Genomic DNA, 25,101 nt, shown 5'->3' with positions numbered 1-25,101 from the left:
GTGCGGGCGGCGGGCTCGACGCCCGCCGCGCTGCGTCTCGTCACGCCCAGGGGTCGTAACTGCCGAAATTCCACAGATGACCCTCCGGGTCGCGGGCCGAGAAGCCGCGCCCGCCGTAATCGTTGTCGACCAGCGGCATGACGATCTCGGCCCCCGCCGCCTTTGCCGTGCCATGCACCGCGTCCGGGTCGGTGACCACCAGGTAAGCGCTCTGGGTGGTGCCGCCGAGATCGGCCGGCGGCTGTTGCAGGCGGCCGAAGGCGTCGTCCCTGGCGCTGCCGAGCATGATCATCGCCTCGCCCCGCACAAGCTGGGCATGGGCGATGCCGCCGGCGCCGTCCTCGACCACGAGGTGGCGTTCGAATCCGAAGGCGCGGCCGAGCCAGTCGATCATGGCGGCCGCGTCGCGATAGCGCATTGTCGGAATGATCGTCGTTCCCATCGTCCTGTTCTCCGTTGTCGACGTTCGGTTGTCGGTGATCGGTTTTCAGGGCCGATGATGGCAAGCCGGATCGTTCCGGTCTTGAAGATTTGTTACCTGCTGTCGCGCCGCGCACGGCCCGCCGGCCCTGTACCACCGCAATGCCGCAGGCGGCAGCGGATCGCGGCAGGATCCTGCGAAGGGTCTTTCCAGCGGTCGGAACGATACGTGGAATTCTAGGGCGCGCTGTCCGCATCCCTGTCCCACCGGCCCGGTGCCCCGGCGAGGTCGGCGAGCTTGTATTTCTCGACCTTCTCCGTCGGCGTTTTCGGCAGGGAATCGAGGAACCTGAGATAACGCGGGACCATGTAGCGGGCCATGGTCTTCTCACAGTGCGAGATCAGATCGCAGGGCGAAAGCTCATGCCCGTCCTTCAGCACGACGAAGAGCATCACATCGTCCTCGGAAAGCTCGGAAGGAACCCCGATCGCGGCGCTTTCCAGCACGGACGGATGCAGATTGGCCGCTTCCTCGATCTCGAACGCGGAAATGTTCTCACCGCGACGGCGAATGGAATCCTTCTTCCGTCCGACGAAATGAAGGTATCCATCCTCGTCGAAGAAGCCGACATCCCCGGTGTGGAACCAGAGGTTCCGCATTGCCGCCAGTGTCTCGCCCGGCATCCTGAAATACTCGTTCATGATGATGCCGGGTTCACGCGGGCGAACGACGATCTCGCCCGACTGTCCGGTTGGCAGTTCGCGATCCAGATCGTCGAAGATCCGGTATTCGTAACTGTCCACCGGCTTTCCGCAGGCGCCGGGGCGGCGCGGTTCGTCCAGCGGCTGATAGACCCCCACCCCGGCATCGGTCAGCCCGTAGACCTCCACGAGCTTGAGGTTGAAACGCTTTTCGAAGGCGTCGGCGAACTCCGGCATGGGTACGCCCCAGGCGAGGCGCACCGGGTTGTCGGCGTCATCCGGTTGCGGCGGTTGTTTCCAGAGGATCGTCAGCGTCGCGCCCATGAAATCGAAAACGGTCGCGCCGTACTTGCGGATCTCGCTCCAGTAGCGTGAGGCGCTGAACCGCTCGCTCAATGCCGCGCGGCATCCGGTCAGGATGGCCGGCAGGATCGTCAGGTAAGCCGCATCGGCGTGAAACAGGGGAAAGGGGCAATAGAGCGTGTCGTCGCGCGTGATCCGGAACTGCGTCCGAACGAGTTCGGCGTGGTGAATCAGGTACCGGTGACAGAGAACGCAGCCTTTCGAGCGCCCCGTCGTCCCCGACGTGAACATGATCATCGCCGGTTCGTACGGATCGGCAGGCGGGCGCTCGGGATCGCCGTCCCGCCCGGCGTGGACGTCCTCGTAGGCGACGATGCGAAAGGGCAGCACCGCCCGGGCGCGGGTCACGTCGCCCCGCAGGATGACGGTTTCGAGCGCCTCAAGCTGGTCCGCGACTTCCGCCAGCTGCTCCAGATTGCTTTCGTCCAGTATCAGGACGCGCATCTCGCAGACATTGATGATGAAGGAGAGGCCCTGGCCGCGAAGCGCCGTGTTGATCGGGACCTCGACGGCACCGAGTTTCAGTATCCCGAACCAGGCATACATGAACTCCGGCGCGTTCGGCATCATGACGCCGACGATCTCGCGGGGGCCGATGCCGAAACCGGCGAGGCCGTGGGCGAAGCGATTTGCCCGTCTGTTGAAGGCGCCGAACGTGTCGGCCGTATCGTTCATCAGGAAGAACAGCGTGTCCGGAAACTCTCGGGCCCGAGTTTCAAGCAGATCCGCGACGCCGGTGATCCGGGGTTCCGGCAGAATGCTCAAGAGTCGCTCCACTCGGGATCGCGTTTCTCGAGAAATGCCGAAATACCCTCGGAAGCATCCCGAGCCTTCAGATTCTCGACGACGACCTCGTTGCAATAGGAATAGGCATCGGCCAGTTCCATGCCCTTCTGCGCCTTGAACGCGGCTTTCCCGAGTTGAACGACGTAGGACGACTTGGACGCGATTTCACGCGCGACCGACATGACCGTCTCGTCCAGCCGTTCGGAGGGCACGGCCTCGTTGATCAGGCCGATGGCCGCCGCTTCCGCCGCCGAGATCGGGGCCCCGGTCAGCAGCATGCGCAGGCTGCGCTTACTCGAAACCGCGCGCGAAAGCGCCACCATCGGCGTCGAACAGAACAAGCCGATGTTGACACCCGGCGTGGAAAACCGCGCGGTCTCCTCGGCGAAGGCAAGATCGACGGTCGCGACAAGCTGGCAGCCGGCGGCGAATGCCGAACCGTGAATGGCCGCGATGACAGGTTTCGGGCAGCTGTCGAGCAACTGCATCATGGCCGCGCACGATTCCAGGAGGGCCCGGTGCTCGTCATCGCTTTCGAAGCTCAGGACTTCGGCAAGGTCATGGCCGGCACTGAAACCCCGCCCCGCGCCGCGCAAGACAATGACGCGAACGTCCCGGTTCTCCATCGCGGCCCTGACCGCCCCGGTGAGCGCATGTATGAGATCCACGGACAAGGCGTTGTAGGCTTCCGGGCGGTTCATCGTCAGAACGAGAACGCCCCCTGAATCAAGGTCGGACAACAGCAGGTTCTCTTCTCGCCCCGGCATTCGGGCCTCCCGTCACGATCGATCCCATTGCACCTCAGAAAAGTATAATGTATACATTTTGTCAAGCGCCGTCAGCTCTGCCTGGTCCTCGCATGGCGTTCGACAAGAGGGGAGATCGAAGAGGGTGCGCGCATGGATCTGCGAGAAATGGGGCGGGCCGCGGGACCTCGTCCTCGGTGATCTGCCAAAGCCGGCCTGCCCGCCCGGTTCGATACTTGTCCGCGCCGAGGCGTGGGGCGTCAACTTCGCCGACCTTGTCCTGATCGCGGGACAATACCAGGCACGTCCGGCCTTTCCGTTCAGCCCCGGCATGGAAGTGGCGGGTATCGTGGAAGAGGTTGGCACCGATGTCCGGCATGCCGCGCCCGGCGACCGGGTCGCGGCCTATGTCGAATACGGCGGATACGCGGAATTTGTCGCGGTCCCGGCGGCGAACGCGGCCCTGCTCCCCGCCTCCGTTCCCTGGCCCGACGCGGCGGCGTTCCCGGTGTCCTACGGAACCGCCGCTCTGGCGCTGGAACGCGGCCAGGTGTCGCCAGGCGAGACGGTCCTTGTCGGCGGCGCGGGGGGCGCCGTCGGCTCGGCGCTCACCGAATTGTCCCATCGCATCGGCGCGCATGTCATTGCCTGCGCCGGCAGCCCGGAAAAGGCGGCGATCGCACGGGACCGCGGCGCGGACCATGTCGTCTCCTCCCGCAGCGCGGATCTTCTCCGGACCGTGCGCGACCTTGCGCCGAAAGGCATCGATGTCGCCTTCGACCCGGTCGGGGGCGCGTTCTTCCAGGTGGCGTTCCGCGCGCTCCGATACGCCGGGCGGCTTGTGACCCTCGGTTTCGCGTCGGGCGCGCTACCGACATGCCCGGTCAACCATGTGCTGGTACGGCACATCGCCGTCCTGGGCTCCTCGTTCGGCCTGACCTGCCACGAGAACCCCGGCAGGATCGCGGCGCTCTGGCCGCCGCTGGTCGACCAGTTCGCTGCCGGCCGGATCAGGCCCCCGGTGGCGGGAGTGAGCGGCTTCGACAGCTTGCCCGAGGCACTCCGACGACTTGCGGACAGAGAGGTCGGCGGCAAGCTGGTGCTGTCAGCCTAGTGTCTTCCCGTGGTGGTCAGCAGATCAGGAACAAACGGCAGTGATCGAGACAACCTATCCATCTCTCGCAACGGACCGCGCGGGCACGCAATCGGTCGGCGACCAGATCACCGGGCAACTGCGCTCGGCAATCGTTCATGCCGAACTGTTGCCGGGAACGCGACTGAAGCAGGAGGAACTGGCCGTCAGATACGGGACCAGCCGTATCCCGCTGCGGGAGGCCATGCGGCAGCTGACCGCCGAAGGGCTGATCCAGTGGACCTCGAACAGGAGCGCCGTTGTCAGCTTTCTCGAGATCGACGAACTGCACGAGCTGTTCGAACTGGTCCGGCTTCTCGAAAGCCGCGGCACATTGCTTGGCGTCCCTCATCTCAGCGACGACGACATCGCCGAACTCGACGAACTCAACCGACAGGTGGAAAGCGGCCCGACCGAGCCGAGGAGCTGGTATTTCACCAACCTGAACTTTCACATGCTGCCGATCGTTCGCTCCAACCAGAAACATACCATCCGGATGGTGACCGAGCTGCGCGCGAACCTGATGCGGTTCTTCATGATCCCGGATCTCTACCGGGCCCCGAACGGATCCTGGTACCGGGAGCACGCAGCCGGTCACCGCAAGCTCCTGGCCGCCTTCCGGCGACGGGACGCCGTCGAAGCAAGCGCCCTGGTCGATGCGGACTGGGCGGGCGCCTGGGATTACTGGAAGCCCCGCCTGAGCGGCGTTGTCAGCAATCTCGTTCGCCCCGCCAGGCGAAGCCGGAGAACATGAAACATGCCCACCTGCCCCCGGCACCATGGGCGCGGTGCGGCGAGACAGTCGGCCCCGGCATGCGGAAGAAGGACGAACCATGACCTATGAAACGCTACTCAGCGATATCGTCGAACCCGGCGTTCGCAAGATCACGCTCAATCGCCCCAAGAGCCTGAACGCAATGAACCGGCAACTCGTCCGTGACGTCGCGCAGGCATTCAGGGAGGCAGGTGCCGACCCGGAAACCCGGGCAATCCTGTTCACCGGGAATGGACGGGCATTCTGCGCCGGCGACGACCGGAACGAACATATTCACCCGGAAAACGAAGCCGAAGCACGCCTGCTCGTGAACGATATACAGGCCGTGTCCCACGCGATCCTGTTCGGCGACAAGCCGGTGGTCGGCGCCATAAATGGGTGGGCAGCGGGCGGCGGCATGGAATGGGCGATCAACTGCGACTTCCCGGTCTGGGCCGAGAGCGCGAAGGGGTTCTTTCCCGAGGTCTCCCTGAATGTCTTCGTGACGGGTGGCGTAACATCCCTGTTGCCCGCCCTGGTCGGCCTGCAGAAAGCCCGGGAAATGTTGTACTTCGGAGAGAAATACGATGCCCGCACCCTGCTCGGGATGGGAGTGGCCTGGAAGGTCGTCGCCGACGAACAGCTGCAGGACGAAGCCCTCGGTGTCGCGCGGAAGCTGGCTGCCTTGCCGTCCCTTGCCGTGCGCTCCATGAAGCGGACACTCAGCCTGCACGCGGTTACCGACATGCATGCCGCGATGGTTTCCGAAACCAACGCCACGGTCGCGGCATTCCTGGATCCGGAAACGACCCGGCTGATTCAGAATTTCTGAAGCGGGCGCCGCGCGCCCGCCGCTGCCGCGCTGCCGGTCAGTCCTTCGGCGTCGTCAGGCCGAATGCGGCGAGGAGCCGGTCGGCGGCGATTCCCGGGCTGAGCCGGCCCTCGCGGACCTCCCGCTCGGTCTCCGGCAGCAACGCGGCAACGTCCGGCGCGGCCTTCAGCGCCATCGTCAGCCGCTCCTCGACCAGCGACCACATCCAGCGCAACTGCTGGTCCTGGCGCCGTGCCGCCAGTTCGCCGCTCCCGCCAAGCGCGGCGGCATGATCGTTGATGCCGTCCCAGATCGCCTCCAGCCCCTCGCCCTCCAGCGCGCTGCAGAGCAGCACCGGCGGCGACCAGTTCGGGCTGGCCGGTTTCAGGACGTGCAGCGCCCGGCGAAAGTCGAGCGCCGCCGCCTGGGCACGCCGGCGGTTGTCGCCGTCGGCCTTGTTGACGGCAATCATGTCGGCCAGTTCGACGACGCCCTTCTTGATGCCCTGAAGCTCGTCGCCGGCACCGGGCAGCGCCAGCACCAGGAAGAAGTCGACCATGTCGGCAACGGTGGTTTCCGACTGGCCGACGCCGACGGTCTCGACCAGCACCACGTCGAAGCCGGCCGCCTCGCAAAGCAGCATGGATTCGCGGGTCCGCCGGGCAACGCCGCCGAGCGTGCCGGCGGTCGGCGAGGGCCGGATGAAGGCGTCCGGATCGGTCGCGAGCTTCGCCATCCGCGTCTTGTCGCCGAGAATGCTGCCACCCGTCCGCCGGCTGGTCGGGTCGACGGCCAGCACCGCGACACGATGGCCCTTCGCCGTGAGCCAGGTGCCGAGCGCCTCGATGAAGGTCGACTTGCCGACGCCCGGCACACCGGTGATGCCGATCCGCCGGGCCCGACCGGTTTCCGGCAGGACGGCGTTCAGGAGTTGTTCGGCGAGTGCCCGGTGATCGGCCTTGCGGCTTTCGACAAGGGTGATGGCACGCGCCAGCACGGCGCGTTCGCCGCCACGGACCCCGGCGACATAGGCATCGAGGTCGAGGACGGGCCGCAGGCCGGGTCGGGCCGTGTCGTTCACGCCGTCAGGCCGCGCTGGAATAGCCAAGCTGCTCGCTCAGTTTCCGCAGAAGCTCGCCTGCCGCCTTCGAGATGACGGTACCCGGCGGGAAGATCGCCTTGACGCCGGCGGCGTAGAGCGCGTCGTAATCCTGCGGCGGCACGACGCCGCCGACGACGATCATGATGTCCGGCCGGCCGGCCGCTTCCAGCGCCGCCTTGAGCGCCGGCACGAGGGTCAGGTGGCCGGCGGCAAGCGAACTCACGCCGATCACGTGAACGTCGTTCTCGACCGCCTGCCGGGCGGCCTCCTCCGGGGTCTGGAAGAGCGGGCCGATATCGACGTCGAAGCCGAGATCGGCGAAGGCCGAGGCGATCACCTTCTGGCCGCGGTCATGCCCGTCCTGGCCCATCTTGGCGATCAGGATGCGCGGCCGCCGGCCTTCGTGATCCTCGAAGGTCTCGATCAGCGTGCGCGCCTCGTCAAAGCTCGCTTCGTTCTGTCCCACTTCGCTCTTGTACACCCCGATGATCGACTTGATGTCGGCCTTGTGGCGGCCGAAGACCTCCTCCAGCGCGCCGGAAATCTCGCCCACCGTCGCCCGCGCCCGGGCCGCGTCGACGGCAAGCGCCAGCAGGTTGCCGCTGCCGTCGCGTGCCGCGGCAGTCAGCGCCGCCAGGGCCGCGGTCACCGCGCCGCTGTCGCGGTCGCGGCGAAGCTGTTCCAGTTTGGCGATCTGGCGCCGACGGACAAGGGTGTTGTCGACCTTGAGGACGTCGATTTCCTCGCGCCCTTCGGGCCGGTACTTGTTGACGCCGACCACGGTCTGACGGCCGGAATCGATGCGCGCCTGGGTCCGCGCGGCGGCTTCCTCGATCCGCATTTTCGGGATCCCGGCCTCGATCGCCTTGGCCATGCCGCCGGCCTCCTCGACCTCCTCGATATGGGCCCAGGCGCGGCGCGCCAGCTCATAGGTCAGACGCTCAACGTAATAGCTGCCGCCCCAGGGATCGGCGACCCGGCAGGTCCCGGCCTCCTGCTGCAGGAAGAGCTGGGTGTTGCGGGCGATCCGGGCGGAGAAATCGGTCGGCAGGGCGAGCGCCTCGTCGAGCGCGTTGGTATGCAGCGACTGGGTATGGCCGTGCGTTGCCGCCATCGCCTCGACACAGGTCCGGGTGACGTTGTTGAAGACGTCCTGCGCGGTCAGGCTCCAACCCGAGGTCTGGCAATGGGTGCGGAGATTGAGCGACTTGTCGCTGGCCGGGCCGAACGGCTTCATCAGCTTGGCCCAGAGCAGCCGGGCCGCGCGCATCTTCGCGACCTCCATGAAGAAGTTCATGCCGATCGCCCAGAAGAACGAGAGACGGGGCGCGAAGGCGTCGACGCCGAGCCCGGCGGCGATCCCGCAGCGGACATATTCGACGCCGTCGGCGAGCGTGTAGGCGAGTTCCAGGTCGGCCGTCGCGCCGGCTTCCTGCATGTGATAGCCGGAAATCGAGATCGAGTTGAAGCGCGGCATCTTCTCCGAGGTATAGGCGAAGATGTCGGAGATGATCCGCATCGATGGCGCCGGCGGGTAGATGTAGGTGTTGCGGACCATGAACTCCTTGAGGATGTCGTTCTGGATGGTCCCGGACAGTTTCTCCGGCGCCACGCCCTGCTCTTCCGCGGCGAGGATATAGAGCGCCATGATCGGCAACACGGCACCGTTCATGGTCATCGAGACGCTCATCTTGTCGAGCGGGATGCCGGCGAACAGCGTCTCCATGTCGAGGATCGAATCGATCGCCACGCCGGCCATGCCGACATCGCCCGAGACGCGTGGATGATCGGAATCGTAGCCCCGGTGGGTGGCGAGATCGAAGGCGACCGAAAGCCCCTTCTGCCCGGCCGCGAGGTTGCGGCGGTAGAACGCGTTGCTGTCCTCGGCCGTGGAGAAACCGGCATACTGGCGGATCGTCCAGGGCTGGGTCGCGTACATCGTCGGATAGGGGCCGCGCAGGAACGGCGGCAGGCCCGGCCGCGTGTCGAGGAAATCGAGCCCGTCCAGATCGGCGGCCGTGTAGAGCGGCGCGACGTCGATATTCTCCGGCGTGCGCCAGAGGCCGCCGTCCGCCGGCGTCGCGGCGCCACGCGGCGCGGCCGAAGGGCTCTCGCCGCTTTCGAGCGGCAGGGTCGAGAAATCGGGCAGGCTATCGGTCACTGGTCCACTCCCATCCGGGTCAGGGCGGCGTCGAGCAGCGCGAGCGCGTCACAGCCGGCGAAGACGAATTCGTCGATCCCGGCGGCACGATAGGCCGCCTCATTATCGCCCGCCCGGCCGGCGAGATAAAGGGCATCGCATCCGGCTGTCTTGAGCGCCCGCGCGGTATCCTCGGCTTTCTCGCCATAGAGCGCGTCGCTGGAGCAGAGCACGGCGACCCGTGCGCCGCTTTCGCGGAAGGCCTTCGCGGCGGCATTCCCGTCGGCAAGCTCCCCGCCATCGACCGCGGCAATCCCGCCGGCGGCGAAGAAATTCCGGGCGAAACCGGCCCGGGCGGCGAAATCCGCCTGGTGGCCAAGGGTGGCGAGGAATACGGTCGGCCGCGCGCCCGCCTCGGCATGGGCGTCGGCGCGGTCGCGAAGCGCCTCGAAGCCTTCGGCGAGCCGGTGACGGGTGAAGACCGGCGCGGTTTGCCTGCCCGTGAACAAGGCAGCCGAGAGCGCCCCGACGGTCGCACCCTTCTCAGCCGCGGTCGCCGTGGCAGCCAGCAGGCCATCGCCCCGCACGTCAAGCGCCGCCGCAGCGGCTTCCCTGGCTTTCATGTCGGGCAAACGTCCGTGCAGTTCCGAGGCCAGGCGGGACAGGTCGGGACGCAGGATCTCGGGCGCCGTCTCCTCCAGTTGCGGATATTCGCTGACGCCGGTAATCGGCTCCTCCCGGTGGGCGATCCGCCGGGCCCGGCGATCCGCCGTCTTGGCGATGTCCCGCGCAAGACTGCCGTCGAGGACCACCTTCGCCATGCCACCGGCCGCCTCGATCGCCTGGAAGCGGCTCCATGCCGCGGCGGCGAGCCGGTCGGTCATGTCCTCGACGAACCAGCTTCCCCCGGCCGGATCCATAACGCGGTGCAGCGAGGATTCCTCCATCAGAACGGCCTGCATGTTGCGCGCGATGCGGCGCGCCAGTTCCGCCGGCAGGCCGAGCGCATCGGTATGCGGCCGCACGGTTACGCTCTCCGCGCCGCCGACGCCGGCGGCGAAGGCGGCCCCGGTGTTGCGCAGCAGATTCACCCATGGATCGCGGCGGCTCAGCATCCGCCATGAGGTCTCGGCATGGATCCGGGCGGCCTGGGCGGATTCGCCGGCGCCACTCGCCCCGGCGATCCGCGACCAGAGCTTGCGCGCCGCGCGGAGCTTGGCGATCGAGAGGAAGAAATCCGCATCGAGCGGGATGGTGAAGGCGATCTGGCGGGCGGCCTCGTCGATGCCGAGTCCGGCGCCGGTCATCGCCCGGAGATACTCGACCCCCGTCGCCATGGTGGCGGCAAGTTCCTCCGCCTCGCTTGCCCCGGCATCGTGATAGGGCACGGCGCTCGCGGCGACGGCGGTGACGCCGGGAAATCGCTCGGAGCACGCGGCGGCCAGATCGGCAAGTGCACGGAGCTGGCTCTCCAGCGTGCCGGGTAGTTCTCCATCACTGGCGAGCGTGCCGAGCGGATCGGCGTTGAAGGCGCCGTGCGCATCCCCGTCGGCCAGCCCGCGCCGCGCCCAAAGCGCGGTCAGCAGCCCGGCTGCCGGCAGGAAGGCGCCGCCGGCCTCGAGTGCCACCGAAATCGCGTCAAGCGCGACCCCGTCGAAGATGCGCTCGAAATCGTCGAGCCCGTAAGCCATGGCGCCGCCCTGGCCGGCCAGTTCGCGCGCCTCGTCCCGGTCGCCGTCGAGGCCATTCCGGGCGGCCCGATCGAAACGCAGCAGGACCGAATTGACGCCGCCGGACAGGTCGCGGCGGATTTCCCGGTTGCTCTCGGCAGGCTCAGGATGGGCGAATCGCTGGCGGATCTCCCAGCCCCAGCGGGTCGCACCGGCCGCATCGCTGCCCCGCGTGAACGGCGCCGCGCCGGGAAAGCCCGAACGGTCGCGCGGAGCGTCCTTGTCGCGGGTGTAGAGCGGCCGGATCTCGATACCGTCGAGGCTTCTGGTCACCAGCCGCTTCTCGAACGACGCACCCTTCAGCGCCTTGTCGACGAGGCCCCGCCAGGCCGCGTCGTCAACGGCCGGGAAATCCCCTGCAAGCACCAGATCCTGATCAGTCATACCGTTCCTGCCTCGAGCCTCGCCCCGGGTCGGGCGCCGGGCGCCGGTTGCGGCGCACCATATTCGTTGCTGATCGCATAGCATCCCGTCATCCCGGCGGCAAGCGGACCGCCCCGGCGGGACATCCCTGGCTCAGGCCCGGCGCGCTGTCCGCGGTTTCCTGTCGGCAGCATCGATCTCCTGGCCGATCGCCGCGAAGCGGTCGAGAAAGGCCGCCTTCGCGACCTCCGGCGGCCAGGGTTCGAGGGTGACAGCGGGCGCATCGCCCCGGTAGCCGAGGATCCGCCGGCCGTCGCGTTCGGAGAATCCGGCAAGCAGGATCGCCTCGAGATAGGCGGCCGTCTTGTCGGCCCGCTTGATCGCCCGTTTCCAGCTCACCGGAAGCACGCCGGGCAGCCCGAAACGCACGTGCACGGCCTGCGTCAGGCGTGCCTCGACCTTCTTGTATTCCGGCCCGACCGCCGCCTTGAACGGCGTGATCAGGTCGGAGGTGACATATTCCGAGGCGTCATGAAGCAGCGCCGCGAGCAGGAAGCGCGGATTTCCGGCCAGCGGATCCTCGGTCACCAGATCGGTGACGAGCAGCGAATGCTGGGCGACCGAGAAGGCATGCTCGCCGGTCGTCTGACCGTTCCATCGGGCGACCCGCGACAACCCGAGCGCGATGTCGGCGAGTTCGATATCGACTGCCGAAGGGTCCAGCAAATCGAGACGGCGCCCGGACAGCATCCGCTGCCAGGCACGCGATGACCTGTCATTCATGAAAATCGTTTCGCGCTTGTATGATCCTGTCCGACATCCTGCGGATTTGCCCGCCCGCTGGCTAGTCCCTCCCGACGTGTCGGGTCGCGGAGGCTTCGTCCGCCGCGGGCGGTCCCAGTCTGAAGGTCGCGCCCAGCCGATAGCGGCTCGCCGGATGGGTCAGCCAGGTCCGCGTCGCCGCCTGCCCCTCGCACCAGGTCCAACGATGCAGAAGGAGACAAGGCTCGGCCGCGCCGATGCCGAGCAGGTCGCGGGTCTCCGCATCGGGAAGCACCGCGTCCACGACATGCTCGACGGCGACCGGCGGGGCAACGCGCATCAGATACTCGTGCGGCGTGGTGACGGTAAAATCGCAGCCGAGATAGTCCGGTGCGATGGCCGGATTGACGACCCGGTCCTCGATCTGGACCGGCGTTCCGTCGGCGCAATGGACGACCAGGGTACGATAGACGACGTCCCCTTCCGTGAGATCCAGATCGGCGGCGATCTCGGCGCTCGCCGTCTCCGAGGCCGACATGATCAGGCGCGCCGAGTAGTCCCGGCCCCGACCGCGAATCTCGTCGGCGATATTGCGGATTTCCAGGAGCGCCGCCTGCGGGCGGGAATCGGCGACGAAAGTGCCGAGGCCCTGAACCCGGCGGAGCACGCCTTCACCGGTCAGTTCACGCAGTGCCCGGTTGACCGTCATCCGGCTGACCCCGAGCGCGCGCATCAACTCGTGCTCGGACGGGATGCGATGATCGACCGGCCAGTCGCCCCGGTCGATCCGCCCCCGGATCGTGTTCTTGATCCGCTGATAGTGCGGAATGCGTATCGTCATGAAGGCCCCGTCCGGCGTCTGGCGCCATGCGGCTGCGACACGGCATTGTATATACAAGTGCGCGGGCGGTCTCCGGTAGACGGATTCGGATTTTCGACAATGTTGTTGTCATGATACCGTCGTGGCCGGTCTTTCACCGAGGAGGATGCGATGAGCGGACGGACGGAGCCGGATCATGCGGGGGTGATCGCCCACCCGCCGCTGCTGTATCTCGGGTTTCTCGCGGTCGCCTTCGCTCTCGACCGCTGGATCTGGCCAATCGACATCCTGGAGCGTCTCCCCGCTGGTGTCCGATACGGCGCGGGAGGCCTGCTGATCGTTGCCGCGATCGCCGTTGTCGCGATGTCGGCGCGGCGCTTCCGGGCCGCGGGCACGACGGTCCCGACCAACCTGCCGACCGAGGCGATCGTCACTGGAGGCCCTTACCGCCTCAGCCGCAATCCGATCTACATCGCGCTCACGACGTTCTATCTGGGCATCGCCGTCGCCGGAGCCGCCGACTGGGCAATCCTGCTGCTGCCGCTGTTGCTGCTGATCATGAACGAAGGCGTCATCAAGCGCGAGGAGGCCTATCTGGAACGGAAATTCGGCGCCGCCTATCTCGATTACAAGGCCCGGGTCCGGCGCTGGTTGTGAATTCCGCTCGACCTTTCCGCATCCGGCCGCTGGCCCGGAACGGCGGGCGGGATTATACTAAGGGCATGTGCGGATGGCGGAATCGCTCTCCCCGCGGCCCTTTGGACAACACTGACCGAAATTGAGTAAAGAATGACCGCTCGTATTGCCAAGTTCCGCATCGGTCAGATCGTGCGGCACCGTCTGTTTCCGTTTCGCGGTGTGATCTACGACGTCGATCCGGTGTTCGCCAATACCGACGAATGGTACGAGGCGATCCCGGCGGAGATCAGGCCGCACAAGGACCAGCCCTACTATCATCTGCTGGCCGAGAACGAGCAGACAACCTACGAGGCCTACGTCTCGGAGCAGAACCTGCTGCCGGACGAAACCAACGCGCCCTGCCGCCACCCGATGATCCAGAAGATGTTCTCAGGTCGGGAAGACGGGCTGTATGTACTCAAGGACCGGGTACACAACTAGCCCGCCGAGACCCGCAGAAATCCTTGAGTTTGGCTTTTGATTTCCAGGCGCCGTCCAGCGGACGACTAGCGGTTACTCTACTAGCAGCTTCTCTGTGTGCCGGTGAATGGGCGGAGAACGTCCGCCGAACGTCAGCTCGCCCGCATCGGGCTCCAGATGCGCGTAGATGTCCGTCGATGCCGGCGAGGAGTGTCCCATCAGCCGGGAAAGCCGACCGACAACGCTTATGTCGAGGCGTTCAACGGTCGTCCGCGGGTCGAGTGTCTGAACGCCCACTGGTTCCTGAGCCTTGCGGACGCAACGGAAAAGCTGGAGGCTTGGCGTAGAGACTACAATGAGGAACGGCCACACAGCGCGATCGGTAACAAGGTCCCGGCAGCGCTTATGAAATCAGCACGCGCAGCCAGCCCGTGGCGCTGAAAAAAGGCGGAAAACTCTAACGCCCGCCGAGGGTACGTCGGGGAGCGCATCAAGTCGGAAACAGACCCTAACTCCAAACAGCGGCTATTCAGGGAGCAAGGTCAACAACGAAACAGATGCAATGCCAGCATGGGGGGGCCTGCATGAGCGGGCGGCTTGTGCTGAACGGAACGACCGTGGTCAGGCGATGGGCTTCTGCGGCCAGTCCTTCAGGCGACCGACGCGCTCGAGCAGCGATTGCCTGAACTTTTCCCGTCCTGAACCGTAATGGAGGTGCCGATGGCAGTTCGGGCAGCAGGCTACCGCATTATCGACGGTGTCTGGCCCGCCCTCTGCCAGCGGGCGCACATGGTGTACCTCCAGATACGGTTCAGCGTCGTCGCGCCGGAACGGGGCTTTCTCACTGCAGGCCTCACACGACCCAGCGGCCTGTTCAAGCACCCAGGCGATTACGTTCGGATCACGGACAAAGTGTTCCGATGAGCCACTCACCCGCTTGACGTCATTCTGTCCTTCAGGAGGTGTCTTGCCCTTCGCGGACGAACGTCTTGCCTTGCGGCGCGCGTTGGCCACACGCTCGCGGAGCTCTTCTTCATTCGACGCTGGGGCTTCCGTCCAGACCGACGCGCCGTTGAGTCCCGTAAAAATGGCTTCCAGCTGGTCAATAGCCATGTTGGCCGCCTCTGGCGAGCGCACAATCAGCTTCATTCTCTTGCTGTTGTTGCCGGTGGAGTTCGACGTATTCTGAAAGGCGGCGGACTGACGGCCGATTGCGAGGCGCAGATCATTGAAGTCGCTCACTGCGGCCATGCTGAGTGGCCGTGGGTAGCCCTCAGGCCAGACAATGCGTTCGGATCCAGACAGCCGCAGCGCCTTCGCGCTGGCCACCTGGATCTCATCGAGGCGCATGTCATGCTCCGCCATGCGCTTCAGGTGCAGAAGCATTCCCTCGACGTAGTTCTTGTTCCGGCTGGGGTTCGGGCCATGGTCTGATCCGCCCCGGGACTCCACTGTCAGGGCAAAACCATCCGGCAGCTTCTCGAGCGTGAAGCTCGCATCGAGCTTCCGGCCCGTATCATCTCTGGGGTTCAGCACATCGGCACTCCGCAACCGCTCAAGCCATTGATACGACAAACAGGCCCGGCACCAAAGCGTTCAGAGGAGTCTGGCGAGGCTGGGTATCAGGAGTTTAACGGATATCCGGTCGAATGACGGAAGATGCCTCTTCCGACGGCCACTCAAAGTCTGTGGGTGATGTGTAGAGATTGGTACGGCCGTCCTCGTTGCCGATCTGGAGCCGAAGTTCGTTCGACCGCAGCCACGCTGACAGTAGGTCGGCGGTGGCGTTCACCTGATTCGTTTTCCGAAGAGCGCACTCCCAAACGGTTGCGGCGCGCCACCCGTCTTCCAGAAGCCTTCCAAGAACAGCTTCGTCCCGAGCGACATTCGCCTCGAACTTCTCCTGCCAGAAGTCCCGGCGGGTCGATGGGGTCGTGGTGTAGCGGCACCCCACGTGACGATGCCAGAAGCAGCCATGCACGAAGACGGCGGCTCGAAGTTTCGGCAGAACGAGGTCTGGTCGCCCGTGGACCTTCTTCGAATGGAGCCGGAATCGGAAACCGCGCGCGTGCAATGCCCGCCTCAGCGCAAGCTCGGGCTTAGTGTTCTTTCCCCGAATTCCCGACATCATCCGAGAACGGGTCTTCTGGTCCACGATATCGGTCACATGCGCCCTGGTTTTCGTGCTTGAACCTAGTATACACCCTGTGAGCAAAACTCGTCAGGAGTCCGATTTGCCTTCCACTTTCGGCGTTGTCGATCTGTTTGCCGGTCCGGGCGGACTTGGCGAAGGGTTCTCATCTCTCGTCGAGAGAGGCCATTCGCCGTTCCGAATCGGCATTTCGGTCGAGAAGGAGTCATCGGCCCATCGGACCCTGACGCTGCGCGCTTTCCTGCGCGAATACCGTGCACGTCATGAAGGCTTGCCCGCAAAGTTTGTCGAGTTCCATGCGGGACATGCCCCCGAACCGGACTGGTCAGCCGTCGACGCTGGAGCGTGGCAGCACGCTATTGACGAAGCGCGCGCGCTCGAACTGGGCACTGAAGCAGCGGCGACCGCCATCGATAGCGCCATCGAGAAACTGCAGGCCAAGTACGACGACACGATCCTGATCGGCGGGCCGCCATGTCAGGCCTACTCTCTGGTGGGGCGCGCCCGGTCGAGGGGCAAGGTCGACTATGTCCCAGAAGAGGACGCGCGGCACTACCTTTTCCGAGAATACATCCGGGTTCTCAACAAACTTCGCCCCGCCGCCTTCGTTATGGAGAACGTCAAGGGCATGCTGTCCTCGACCGTCGAGAGCCGTCTGGTCTTCGAGATGCTGATGGAAGATCTCTCCTCGCTCGGCGCGGGCCACGGCCAGCACTATCTATTGCGCGCTATCCGTGTTGAGAATGGAAAGGCCCAACTGCGGGAGGTGGCTCAGCCTTCGGACTTCATCGTACGCGCAGAGGCATTCGGGGTCCCGCAGCGGCGCCACCGGGTAATCGTTGTCGGGATCCGATCCGACCTTGCGGTAGAGGCCACTGAAGCTGAGATCGCCATCACGGGGGTGGCGCGGACAGTTCGCGATGCCATCGGCACGATGCCTGCCTTGCGCAGCGGCATCAGCCGTGGCCTTGACGACGCGACTGCTTGGCGAATTGAGGTCGCTGACGCCGCGAAGCGGTTGGCCGCTATCTACAAGGGGATGGGGGGTAGTACGCTTTGCGAAGCGTTTTCCTCGGTTGCGAAGCGAATAAATGAGGAAGCGCCGAAGCGTCGGACATCGTCATGCCTGCCGGAGGAGTATGGCACTTCGAACGATGAACTGCTGCGATGGCTCGAGCGACCGGAACTGCACGCAGTTGCCCAGCATGAGACGCGCGGGCACATGGCCTCGGACCTCGCTAGATACCTGTTCACGGCCGTGTTCGGAGTTGTTAATCGCCACAGTCCGAAGGCTGCCGATTTCCCGATGGCACTCAGCCCGGATCACCGTAATTGGCATAGTGGCGTCTTCAGTGACCGCTTCCGGGTTCAGCTTGTCGACAAGGCTTCGACCACGGTGACGAGTCACATCTCAAAAGATGGCCACTACTTCATTCATCCCGATCCGATCCAGTGCCGCAGCCTGACCGTGCGCGAGGCAGCCCGGCTGCAGACCTTTCCCGACGACTATCTCTTTCTCGGCAACCGGACACAGCAGTATGTCCAGGTTGGAAATGCCGTCCCTCCTTTCTTGGCACAGCAGATCGCCAGATTGCTCTTCGGCGTTTTAAGCTGATTGCGGTAGCGTTTCCGCGAGTGCTCGCAGCTATTCTGTCGTTCTACGTTTGACGATGAAACAGTCCAGTGCTTAGAAACGAGAGTTCATTTCCACACTAGAGGCAGCCATGCCATCTCCCCAGATCGAAACCTTCGCCACGCAGTTACGACAGAGACGTGCGAATTATGGAACGCTCGAGGAGACTGCTGTGGCCTGCAGGCGCGAGATGGAAGGGATGTTCGGGCCCTTCAGTCTGGAGATGATCGCGAATCTTACTGCGGCGGTGGATATCGTGAGAGCGGAGATCCAAGACGTGGAGGTCCTCCGCAGGCATTCGATCGTCGATCTGCCGGAGGATTGGTACAAGGGACCCGGCTCAAATAGCCATCATTGGACTGCGCTGCACGAGTATCTCAAGACCAAGGGCTGGAACCTCGACACGATCGGCTCGCTGGACAGGGCTTCGACGGAAGTTGTCTCGCTCCTGGGCAACCCCGGAAGGGACAAGTTCGCCTGCCGTGGGCTGGTGGTGGGATACGTGCAATCCGGGAAGACCGCCAACATGACCGCCGTCATGGCCAAGGCAGTTGATGCTGGCTACAACATGATCATCGTGCTTGGCGGTGTGACGAACAAGCTGCGCAAGCAGACACAGGATCGCTTCGAGCAGGATGTGCTGCGCCATCGCACGCTCTGGCAACTCTACACAACCAGCGCTCCGGGCGGCGATTTCGTCCAGCCCGCAAACGGGGGCTTCGTCATGCCGGCGGAAGGCCACGCCCAGCTGATCGTCATGAAGAAAGAAGGGAGCCGACTAAAGCAGTTGCGCCAAACGATATGCCGGACGCCGCCGGTGGTCCTGCGGCAACTCAAGGTACTCCTCATCGACGACGAATGCGATCAGGCCTCCGTGAATTCCGCACGCGGCGAGTACGACATGACACGGATCAATGCCGAGATAAGGCAAGTCCTGGCGGCGTTGCCCGCTGTCACTTATGTGGGGTACACCGCAACACCTTTCGCCAACGTCTTCATCAATCCCTATCCCTACGGGAACGACGACGATCTTGATGACCTCTATCCAAGAGATTTCATCACAGCACTCGAGCGGCCGATCGGCTATTTCGGAGCATTGGAAGTTTTCGGCAGCGACAGCGCAGAAGAAGGAAGCGAAGAACGGGATATGATCCGCCTCCTCCAGGAGGACGAGCCGGAACGCCTGCGGACAACCTCGCCGAAGGACAAGGAGAGCTTCCATCCTGAGATGACTAGGAGCCTCGAAGACGCGATTCTGTGGTTCCTCGCCAGCTGTGCGATCCGCCACGCCCGTGGCCAGGAAGGCGAGCACATGTCAATGCTGGTCCATTCCTCGCAATTTGTGCGTCAACACAAGTACATGTCCGAACTCATCCGGAACTGGGTGGAGCAAAGGAAATCCGACCTGATCTCGAGAGTTGGCGAACCTACCGCAAGGTTGCAGGAGATCTTCGAGGATGAGCGGGAGCGCACAGCCCCGGCCGGCCAGGATCGCATTCCCGAGGATTTCGACATGGTCCTCGCTCACCTTCCCGCCGTCCTCGATGCGCTCCGCTATCCGGTCGAGAATGGCGAGACGGATGAAGCCCTACGCCTCGACTATACCGGTGACCCTGTCACCTGCATCGTGGTCGGGGGAACGGTACTCGCCCGTGGCCTCACGCTCGAGGGGCTCTGCGTCTCGTTCTTCCTCCGGACGTCGAAACAGTATGACACCCTGCTCCAGATGGGTCGTTGGTTCGGCTATCGTCGCGGCTACGAGGATCTTCCCCGGCTGTGGACGACCGAGGATCTCGCCTCAAGGTTCCGATCTCTGGCGGTGATCGAGGAGGAGATTCGCGAGGACATCGCGGTCTATCGCGAAAACAAGCTCACGCCACGCGACTTCGCGGTGAAAGTGCGTTCAATCCCAGGCATGGCGATCACAGCGGCGGCGAAAATGAAGCATGCCTTCCGCACCAGCATGAGCTTCTCCGGAAAACACGTCCAGACCATCCGCTTCGACCATCGCGACAGCGAGATTGTAGGCGGCAACTGGAACGCTGCCTCCGAGCTCGTGGATTTGATGCTGGCAACTACCGTCCCCACCGAAGAGAACCGGGGGCTGCTGTTCCGGGATATCCCCTTTCAGTCCGTGCGACGATTCCTGGCCGCCACCGAGATCTCGGACGAACATATGGACCTCAAGAAGACCCACCTCATCCGCTATCTCGATGAGGCGGAGAGCTCCCTTGCCCGATGGAATGTCGCGGTAATCCGCACGCAATCGGCCACGAAATCCGCTAGACCGCTCGGTGGGCTCGGGCTAGTTCCAACCATGCGACGTTCTCGGCTTCGCGAGGCTTCCCCGCGATATGCCGACATCAAGGCCCTAATGTCCAAGGCAGACATCCTGATCGACGCAGACCGGAAACCGGAGGGCAAGGAGGACTGGACGACCTACAAGTCGTGCAGGCCAGCGACCCCGTTGCTCCTCTTGTATCTGATCGACGCAAGATCTGACCCGCAGGAACGGAATTCGAGTGGCGACAAGCCTCCATCCCGCGTGGCACTCGATGCCGTCTCGGACATTGTCGGTTTCGGTATCGTTTTTCCGGGTCAGAAGGATCGATCGGGCGGCTATTTCTCGGTCGATATCGAGGCCCCTGCTCTTGAAGAAACAGAGGAGAGCGAGGACCAGATCGAGGAAGTGGAAGGCACCGATGCCTGATACCGGAACGCTCGAGAGGGAATGGGCCGAGATCTCCGCCTCCGGCCGAGGCGATGGAATACTCGAGGTTCCAAGCCGGGCAACGGCGGTAACAACCGGTTACGGTCAGGCCCGTGTGGCGATCGGCCCCCTTGGCGAGCCGCGGCTCCTCGTTCCTGTTGGGCGTCCGGCCGGAAGATCGACTAACACGGGCAGCCGCAATCTCCTCCTCGCGCGCACCTCGTTTAGATCGGGTGGAAAGCTCGAACATTTCATCGACATCACCTTGTGCAATTCACGATTGACCCGTGTCTTCACGGAACTGGTCGAGGAGATCCTGAAACGGCTGGAGAGCGGTGAAGGCCCGGAAGCCGCCGTCCACGGTACCATCCAGGATTTCCGTAATCTTCTCGCCCAAACTCCCGAGGGCGAAATCCCCCTGACGACGCTCGGTGGGCTGATCGGCGAACTCGTTATTCTAGAGAGGCTGACGGCCATGCGGCCTGCCGCACTGGACGGATGGACCGGGCCGATCGGCCAACGCCATGACTTCCGGCGTCGCAATATCGCCATCGAGGTCAAAACATCGCTCCGCTCCGACGCGACTCGCGTGACCATTCATGGGCCGGAGCAATTGCTGCCTCCATCGGATGGCCTCTTGCACCTTGCGCACCTCCGGATCGAGCCCGTAGACGGCGGCGAGCTCTCTGTTACCGAGCTCTACCGCGCTATCATCGAGCACGGCGCGGACGCGCTAGTCCTGGACGAACGACTGGCCGAGCTAGGGTGTCGTGATCCCCAGGCCGAGGGGTGGAACGCCACGAGTTTCGCGCTCGAGGGAATCAACATCTACGCCGTGTCGGCCGGTTTCCCGAGCATAACTCCCGCATCCTTTCCGGGGTGCATCCTGCCTGCGGGAGTTGTTGCATTGACTTACGAGATCGACCTCGCGACGGCCCACGCACAACTGCTCGACAAAGCACAGACGGAGGTCCTCTTCTCGGAGTTCGCCGCATGACCCCACTGGATCTGCATAGTGAGAAATTCGCCCGTACTGGGAACCTCGCCGGCGAGGGCTTCCGACGCCTCTTGGGTCGCCCCGCGCTCGGCCTCCTGCAAACCGTGATTCGGGAAGCCTTGCAGAACTCCGTCGACGCTGCCCCGGAGGGCAATCGGGTCGAGATTCTGCTGCGCTTTCGGACCCTCGAGGGAGAGGCGCTTGCGCAACTGCGCGATCTGTTTTTCCGGACACTACCGCCGGAAGAAGCCGAGACGGCGAGCGAGGAAGAAGAGAGTGCGAACTTGCGCGAGATCCTCCGAGAGGATCAGGTTTCCCTGCTCGAGATTGCCGATTTCAACACGAGCGGACTTGTCGGTCCGACCCGCGCAGATGTCGCAGCGGGCAAGGAAACACTGGATTTCGTCAATTTCATGCGCAATGTCGGCGCCGCACGGGATACGCATCACGGGGGTGGAACCTACGGATATGGCAAGACCTCCCTCTACGCGCTGAGCCGCGCCTCTACTATCATCGCCGACACCCAAACTACCTACAACGGAATTCCGGTCCGCCGGGTTATGGGGTGCCATCTTGGCGATGCATTCGAGGCCACCACTGACGGGGAGCGTCGCCGTTTCACCGGGCGGCACTGGTGGGGTCGTGACGATGCCGAAAGCGGCGTCGAGCCGCTCGAGGGAGTGGCTGCGGCCGAGCTCTCCGAACTCCTCGGATTTCCGCCACGAGACGAGAGCCGGCCTGGCACGACTGTCACGATCGTGGCCCCACATGTCGATCGGGGCGAGGATCTGCGCGCCGAGCTTGTGGAAACGGTTCTCTGGAATTTCTGGCCTCGGATGTGCGGGTTCACACCAACCGGGCGGAAGATCGACGTGTCGCTGGAGTTCGAAGGAGAGCATGTCGAAATCCCAGCGCCCGAATATTATCCGCCGCTAGATCTTTACGCCGAGGCGCTACGGAACGTGCGCGGTGAAGGAGATGGGGAAATCACGACGATCCGCTGCGCCAGACCGGTCGCGGATCTTGGTCGTCTCTCGATCGTTCGGGGTTTACATGCGCAACGCAACCTAATGGCGCTGCGCGATGGAAGCCCCATGCGCGATCAGGCTCACGCCATCGCACTGATGCGACCCGTCGAACTAGTCGTTCGATACCTGCCCGGCGAGGCATTCGCGGACAAGCGTTTCGAATGGGCCGGCGTCTTCATGTGCTCGAAGGAAGACGATATCGAGAAGGCCTTCTCCGCAGCCGAACCCCCGGCTCATGACGACTGGACCCCAGACATGCTGCCGAAGGGGCGGGCCAAGACCTTTGTCAATGTGGCGCTCAGAGACCTGAAGCTGGCAGCCGCGACCTACGTGCAGCCGAAAGCCGCGCTTGGAACGGGCGAGGATCGTGGGCCGTCAGTGGCGAAGACCGCCGCCAAGCTGGGCAGGCTCCTGTCGCGGACCTCGGGCAAGGGACCAGGGCGGGCGACTTTCCCCGGAGGTGTCAGGAGCAAGAAGAAGATCACGATTTCCGCACCACGCTTTGTCGGCCTCGAGCATCGTGACAGCCAGCGCGTCGCTAGGTTCGTGGCAGAGTTGACGAACGATGGTAGTCGGCCCGACCTATTACTCCACGCGAACCCGCACCTGGTGCTGGATGGCTCCTACACCTCGGTCGATGACCTGCCCGGTGAAATAACGATTAACCTCGTGGACCTCTCTCTCGAGGGCCGGATCGCGGGACAGGAGGGGATCAGGATCCAGAAAGCGCAGGGTATCGTCTGCTGCAGGGTCACTGTACCAGAAGATGCAGCCGTCGGCATCCGGTTCAGATTCGAGGAGGAAGGCAAAGCATGACCGCAACATTTGCCCTTCCGTTCTTGAGCTTGCCAGATGAAGCGGTGACGCTCGAAGGATGGATGATCGGCCGGGCTGCTACTCACCTCCTCCCGATGAAGCCCATCCTCCACGATTGGGACTATGCAGCGGATATTGAACTCCGCGGGTCCATCTCAATCGACGTGACCGTTGCCGCCAAGATTCTCGCGATCCCGAAGGAGGAGTTGAAGCTCGCGGTCGTTCTCAAGATCGGCACCGGGCGGGGCCGCTTTCCCAGAATCGTAGAGCGCGTGAGTTCCCAGCTTTTCGATTTGGCAACGGATCAGCCGATGGATCTGAGTGCGATCGTGCCAGGGAACACGCTTTCCGGGCGCCTGTGCGCGCGGATTGACGTGCTGCTCGCGGCACCTGCCGAAAACGCCTCGACTCTGTCTCCGACCCGCATCGGGTCTCGTCTATGGTCAGTTGAATTTTCGGTCGAGCTCGAGGATGGCGGCGACAACCGTTTTCCGATCGAGGTAGTCTCTTTCAGCGAGACATTTCCAAGCTCCCGGCACGTCACTGCTCCCTGGTATCTGGCATGGCGACCGGGTGGGTTCGGCGCCGATTTCGGTGGCTCGATCCGCCTCTATGTCAATTCCGACCATTCTGAACTGACTGAGCGGGTCGTGGAAGGTGACACGCTCACGCTCCAGGCGATCCTCGGCGACGTGATGGTGCAGATAGTCGGGGCGGCCCTCGACGCGGAAGATCTAGCGGAGCATCTCGACGGATGCGAGGAGGGTTCGGTCGGTGCGCAGATCGAAGGCTGGTTGCAGTTGGCATTTCCGGGGCGTGAACTGTCCGAGGTCATGACTATCCGGCGCAGTCTCCCCGGTCTATTTCACGCCAGCATCCATGCTGCGGCTGAACTGGGGGATATCAAGTGAGCAATGTCAGACTTCTTCCCCGGCTGAACGACATAGGCGTGATCCGGTGCCTGGAAGATCTCGAGCGTCTCTCGGATGCCGAGGTGGAACTCATGGAGCTCGACAGACGCCTGACCGAATACGAGGCATGGATCTGGTATGCGCCGAGTGGTGGTTCGGTCTCACCTGAATTGGTCGCGGAGATCCAAGCCAAGATGACAGCGATCGCGAAGCGGCACGGCTATCCGGGCCGCGCTTCCGACAGGCAAAAGTCCGCATTCGATGTCGAAGCGGCGAAATGGCTGGCAGGGCATCCGCAGCTTGCATCCCCCGAACTGCTGCGCGACGACCTCTGGGCGTTCCTGTCCTGCATTATGCTCCAGGAACTCGTTGTCTGGCGCTACTCGGCGCGACAAAGAGCACGCTTCGCCGGGGGCGTCCGGAACACCTTCCAGAGACTTTGGATGCGCGGGCGGACCCTCGATCTGGGCGAAATGGCAGGTGCGAGACGTTGGCATTTGCTTGAGGGGCTTAGCGAAGATGCTATGGTTCAGATATTCGAGCGCGCTTCCATCGCTTCGGATGCCCGACTTGCCCGAGCCATCGCGACGGGTTGGCTCAACACTGCTGATCGAATTGGGCGGGAGCGCATGGAAGATGTCATGAGGCGAGCAACCAAATTGCTGAGATTGCGTAACCAGATCATCGACCTGACCTTCCTGCCCACCGAGGATCTCGGACAGGAGGTTGAGCGCGCATTCACGAGATCGTCTGAAGGCATTCCTCAGCGGGAGGACTTCGCCGCCGCTTCGGGCAGAGGCCCCTAGTTATGTGATGGATCGCGCGCGCTATCCGGAGTGCCAAGAATGACGGTGCTACGTTGGGAAGTTGATATTTCTGCTCAAGCTTTCTCCGCAGAAAAAGCAAATGTCTGGGTTAGAGCTGTCAGAGCACGGTGAAGAAAATCATCATACGAAGCGAAATCTGTCGTGACTCTAGCCACAATATACGTCATTCGCTGGAGTTCCCCCGGTTTCGTGGACACAATCCGAGTTGTGAGAGGAGAGTGTCATCATGCCGAGAACGAGGAACCCTTACCCGCCTGAGTTCAGGGAACAGCTTGTTGCCCTGGCGCGAGTCGGGCGC

At 63.9% G+C, this 25,101-nt stretch carries 21 protein-coding genes and 1 pseudogene; 12 read left to right on the top strand and 10 right to left on the bottom strand.

Going from position 1 to position 25,101, the window contains the following annotated elements; genetic code table 11:
- Nucleotides 1-40: 40 nt before the first annotated feature.
- The 3 genes from OCH7691_RS22380 to OCH7691_RS22370 form a co-directional block, all read right to left on the bottom strand.
- A complete protein-coding gene (locus OCH7691_RS22380) occupies nucleotides 41-442 on the bottom strand; it encodes a VOC family protein (protein WP_085885846.1) in 402 nt (133 codons plus the stop codon).
- Between the two features lie 215 nt (nucleotides 443-657).
- A complete protein-coding gene (locus OCH7691_RS22375; protein WP_085885845.1) occupies nucleotides 658-2,250 on the bottom strand; it encodes an ATP-dependent acyl-CoA ligase in 1,593 nt (530 codons plus the stop codon).
- Complete coding sequence (locus OCH7691_RS22370) at nucleotides 2,247-3,038, bottom strand: enoyl-CoA hydratase (protein ID WP_085885844.1); 792 nt, start codon at nucleotides 3,036-3,038, stop codon at nucleotides 2,247-2,249. The genes OCH7691_RS22375 and OCH7691_RS22370 overlap by 4 nt, the downstream gene beginning before the upstream one ends.
- A gap of 124 nt (nucleotides 3,039-3,162) precedes the next feature.
- Here OCH7691_RS22370 and OCH7691_RS22365 point away from each other — a divergent pair, with 124 nt between their 5' ends.
- The 3 genes from OCH7691_RS22365 to OCH7691_RS22355 all read left to right on the top strand — a co-directional run bounded on the left by OCH7691_RS22365 (nucleotide 3,163) and on the right by OCH7691_RS22355 (nucleotide 5,735).
- On the top strand, nucleotides 3,163-4,131 hold the full coding sequence (locus OCH7691_RS22365; RefSeq protein WP_139839872.1) for an NADPH:quinone oxidoreductase family protein: 969 nt from the start codon (nucleotides 3,163-3,165) through the stop codon (nucleotides 4,129-4,131).
- A 40-nt stretch (nucleotides 4,132-4,171) separates the two neighbouring features.
- Entirely contained in the window at nucleotides 4,172-4,903 is a 732-nt protein-coding gene (locus OCH7691_RS22360) for a GntR family transcriptional regulator (protein ID WP_176245211.1), read from the top strand.
- A 79-nt stretch (nucleotides 4,904-4,982) separates the two neighbouring features.
- Nucleotides 4,983-5,735 carry an enoyl-CoA hydratase/isomerase family protein gene (locus OCH7691_RS22355; RefSeq protein ID WP_085885841.1) on the top strand — a complete coding sequence of 251 codons (753 nt, stop codon included), beginning with the start codon at nucleotides 4,983-4,985 and terminating at the stop codon, nucleotides 5,733-5,735.
- Nucleotides 5,736-5,772: 37 nt separating this feature from the next.
- Here the strand turns inward: OCH7691_RS22355 and meaB are convergent, their stop codons facing one another.
- The 5 genes from meaB to hutC form a co-directional block, all read right to left on the bottom strand.
- Nucleotides 5,773-6,795, bottom strand: coding sequence for a methylmalonyl Co-A mutase-associated GTPase MeaB (gene meaB / locus OCH7691_RS22350; protein ID WP_245826633.1), 1,023 nt, complete (start codon nucleotides 6,793-6,795; stop codon nucleotides 5,773-5,775).
- 4 nt (nucleotides 6,796-6,799) lie between these two features.
- Nucleotides 6,800-8,965 carry a methylmalonyl-CoA mutase gene (gene scpA / locus OCH7691_RS22345; RefSeq protein WP_139839876.1) on the bottom strand — a complete coding sequence of 722 codons (2,166 nt, stop codon included), beginning with the start codon at nucleotides 8,963-8,965 and terminating at the stop codon, nucleotides 6,800-6,802.
- An 8-nt stretch (nucleotides 8,966-8,973) separates the two neighbouring features.
- Nucleotides 8,974-11,070 carry a methylmalonyl-CoA mutase family protein gene (locus OCH7691_RS22340; protein WP_085885839.1) on the bottom strand — a complete coding sequence of 699 codons (2,097 nt, stop codon included), beginning with the start codon at nucleotides 11,068-11,070 and terminating at the stop codon, nucleotides 8,974-8,976.
- 132 nt (nucleotides 11,071-11,202) lie between these two features.
- Nucleotides 11,203-11,832 carry a YfbR-like 5'-deoxynucleotidase gene (locus OCH7691_RS22335; RefSeq protein WP_085885838.1) on the bottom strand — a complete coding sequence of 210 codons (630 nt, stop codon included), beginning with the start codon at nucleotides 11,830-11,832 and terminating at the stop codon, nucleotides 11,203-11,205.
- A gap of 61 nt (nucleotides 11,833-11,893) precedes the next feature.
- Nucleotides 11,894-12,652 (bottom strand): histidine utilization transcriptional repressor HutC, encoded by a 759-nt coding sequence (gene hutC, locus OCH7691_RS22330; protein WP_085885860.1) that lies wholly within the window; start codon nucleotides 12,650-12,652, stop codon nucleotides 11,894-11,896.
- Between the two features lie 150 nt (nucleotides 12,653-12,802).
- Between hutC and OCH7691_RS22325 the strand changes: the two genes are divergently transcribed.
- From OCH7691_RS22325 to OCH7691_RS22315, 3 genes and pseudogenes are all read left to right on the top strand, one after another.
- Nucleotides 12,803-13,288, top strand: coding sequence for a methyltransferase family protein (locus tag OCH7691_RS22325; protein ID WP_085885837.1), 486 nt, complete (start codon nucleotides 12,803-12,805; stop codon nucleotides 13,286-13,288).
- 132 nt (nucleotides 13,289-13,420) lie between these two features.
- Entirely contained in the window at nucleotides 13,421-13,750 is a 330-nt protein-coding gene (gene hspQ, locus OCH7691_RS22320; RefSeq protein WP_085885836.1) for a heat shock protein HspQ, read from the top strand.
- 198 nt (nucleotides 13,751-13,948) lie between these two features.
- Nucleotides 13,949-14,170, top strand: a pseudogene (locus tag OCH7691_RS22315) (integrase core domain-containing protein); the annotation flags it as partial.
- Nucleotides 14,171-14,350: 180 nt separating this feature from the next.
- Here the strand turns inward: OCH7691_RS22315 and OCH7691_RS22310 are convergent.
- Nucleotides 14,351-15,265 (bottom strand): HNH endonuclease, encoded by a 915-nt coding sequence (locus OCH7691_RS22310; protein ID WP_217808204.1) that lies wholly within the window; start codon nucleotides 15,263-15,265, stop codon nucleotides 14,351-14,353.
- 94 nt (nucleotides 15,266-15,359) lie between these two features.
- Nucleotides 15,360-15,896, bottom strand: a complete 537-nt coding sequence (locus tag OCH7691_RS22305) for a very short patch repair endonuclease (protein ID WP_085885858.1) — start codon at nucleotides 15,894-15,896, stop codon at nucleotides 15,360-15,362.
- A 67-nt stretch (nucleotides 15,897-15,963) separates the two neighbouring features.
- Between OCH7691_RS22305 and OCH7691_RS22300 the strand changes: the two genes are divergently transcribed.
- From OCH7691_RS22300 to OCH7691_RS22275, 6 genes are all read left to right on the top strand, one after another.
- A complete protein-coding gene (locus tag OCH7691_RS22300; protein WP_176245213.1) occupies nucleotides 15,964-17,496 on the top strand; it encodes a DNA cytosine methyltransferase in 1,533 nt (510 codons plus the stop codon).
- A gap of 208 nt (nucleotides 17,497-17,704) precedes the next feature.
- Nucleotides 17,705-20,224 (top strand): Z1 domain-containing protein, encoded by a 2,520-nt coding sequence (locus OCH7691_RS22295; RefSeq protein WP_217808202.1) that lies wholly within the window; start codon nucleotides 17,705-17,707, stop codon nucleotides 20,222-20,224.
- A complete protein-coding gene (locus OCH7691_RS22290; RefSeq protein ID WP_085885833.1) occupies nucleotides 20,217-21,221 on the top strand; it encodes a PD-(D/E)XK motif protein in 1,005 nt (334 codons plus the stop codon). Before OCH7691_RS22295 ends, OCH7691_RS22290 begins: the two co-directional genes overlap by 8 nt.
- Nucleotides 21,218-23,065: a hypothetical protein gene (locus tag OCH7691_RS22285; RefSeq protein ID WP_085885832.1), complete on the top strand. Its 1,848-nt coding sequence runs from the start codon at nucleotides 21,218-21,220 to the stop codon at nucleotides 23,063-23,065. Before OCH7691_RS22290 ends, OCH7691_RS22285 begins: the two co-directional genes overlap by 4 nt.
- Nucleotides 23,062-23,976, top strand: a complete 915-nt coding sequence (locus tag OCH7691_RS22280; RefSeq protein WP_085885831.1) for a hypothetical protein — start codon at nucleotides 23,062-23,064, stop codon at nucleotides 23,974-23,976. The genes OCH7691_RS22285 and OCH7691_RS22280 overlap by 4 nt, the downstream gene beginning before the upstream one ends.
- The gene (locus OCH7691_RS22275; RefSeq protein WP_085885830.1) at nucleotides 23,973-24,782 is read left to right on the top strand and encodes a DUF6339 family protein; all 810 of its coding nucleotides are present in this window, start codon (nucleotides 23,973-23,975) and stop codon (nucleotides 24,780-24,782) included. Before OCH7691_RS22280 ends, OCH7691_RS22275 begins: the two co-directional genes overlap by 4 nt.
- Nucleotides 24,783-25,101: the final 319 nt, after the last annotated feature.

It is taken from the genome of Oceanibacterium hippocampi (assembly GCF_900172325.1).
Lineage (GTDB): Bacteria > Pseudomonadota > Alphaproteobacteria > Sneathiellales > Sneathiellaceae > Oceanibacterium > Oceanibacterium hippocampi.
This window is presented reverse-complemented; position numbering and strand designations above follow the sequence as displayed.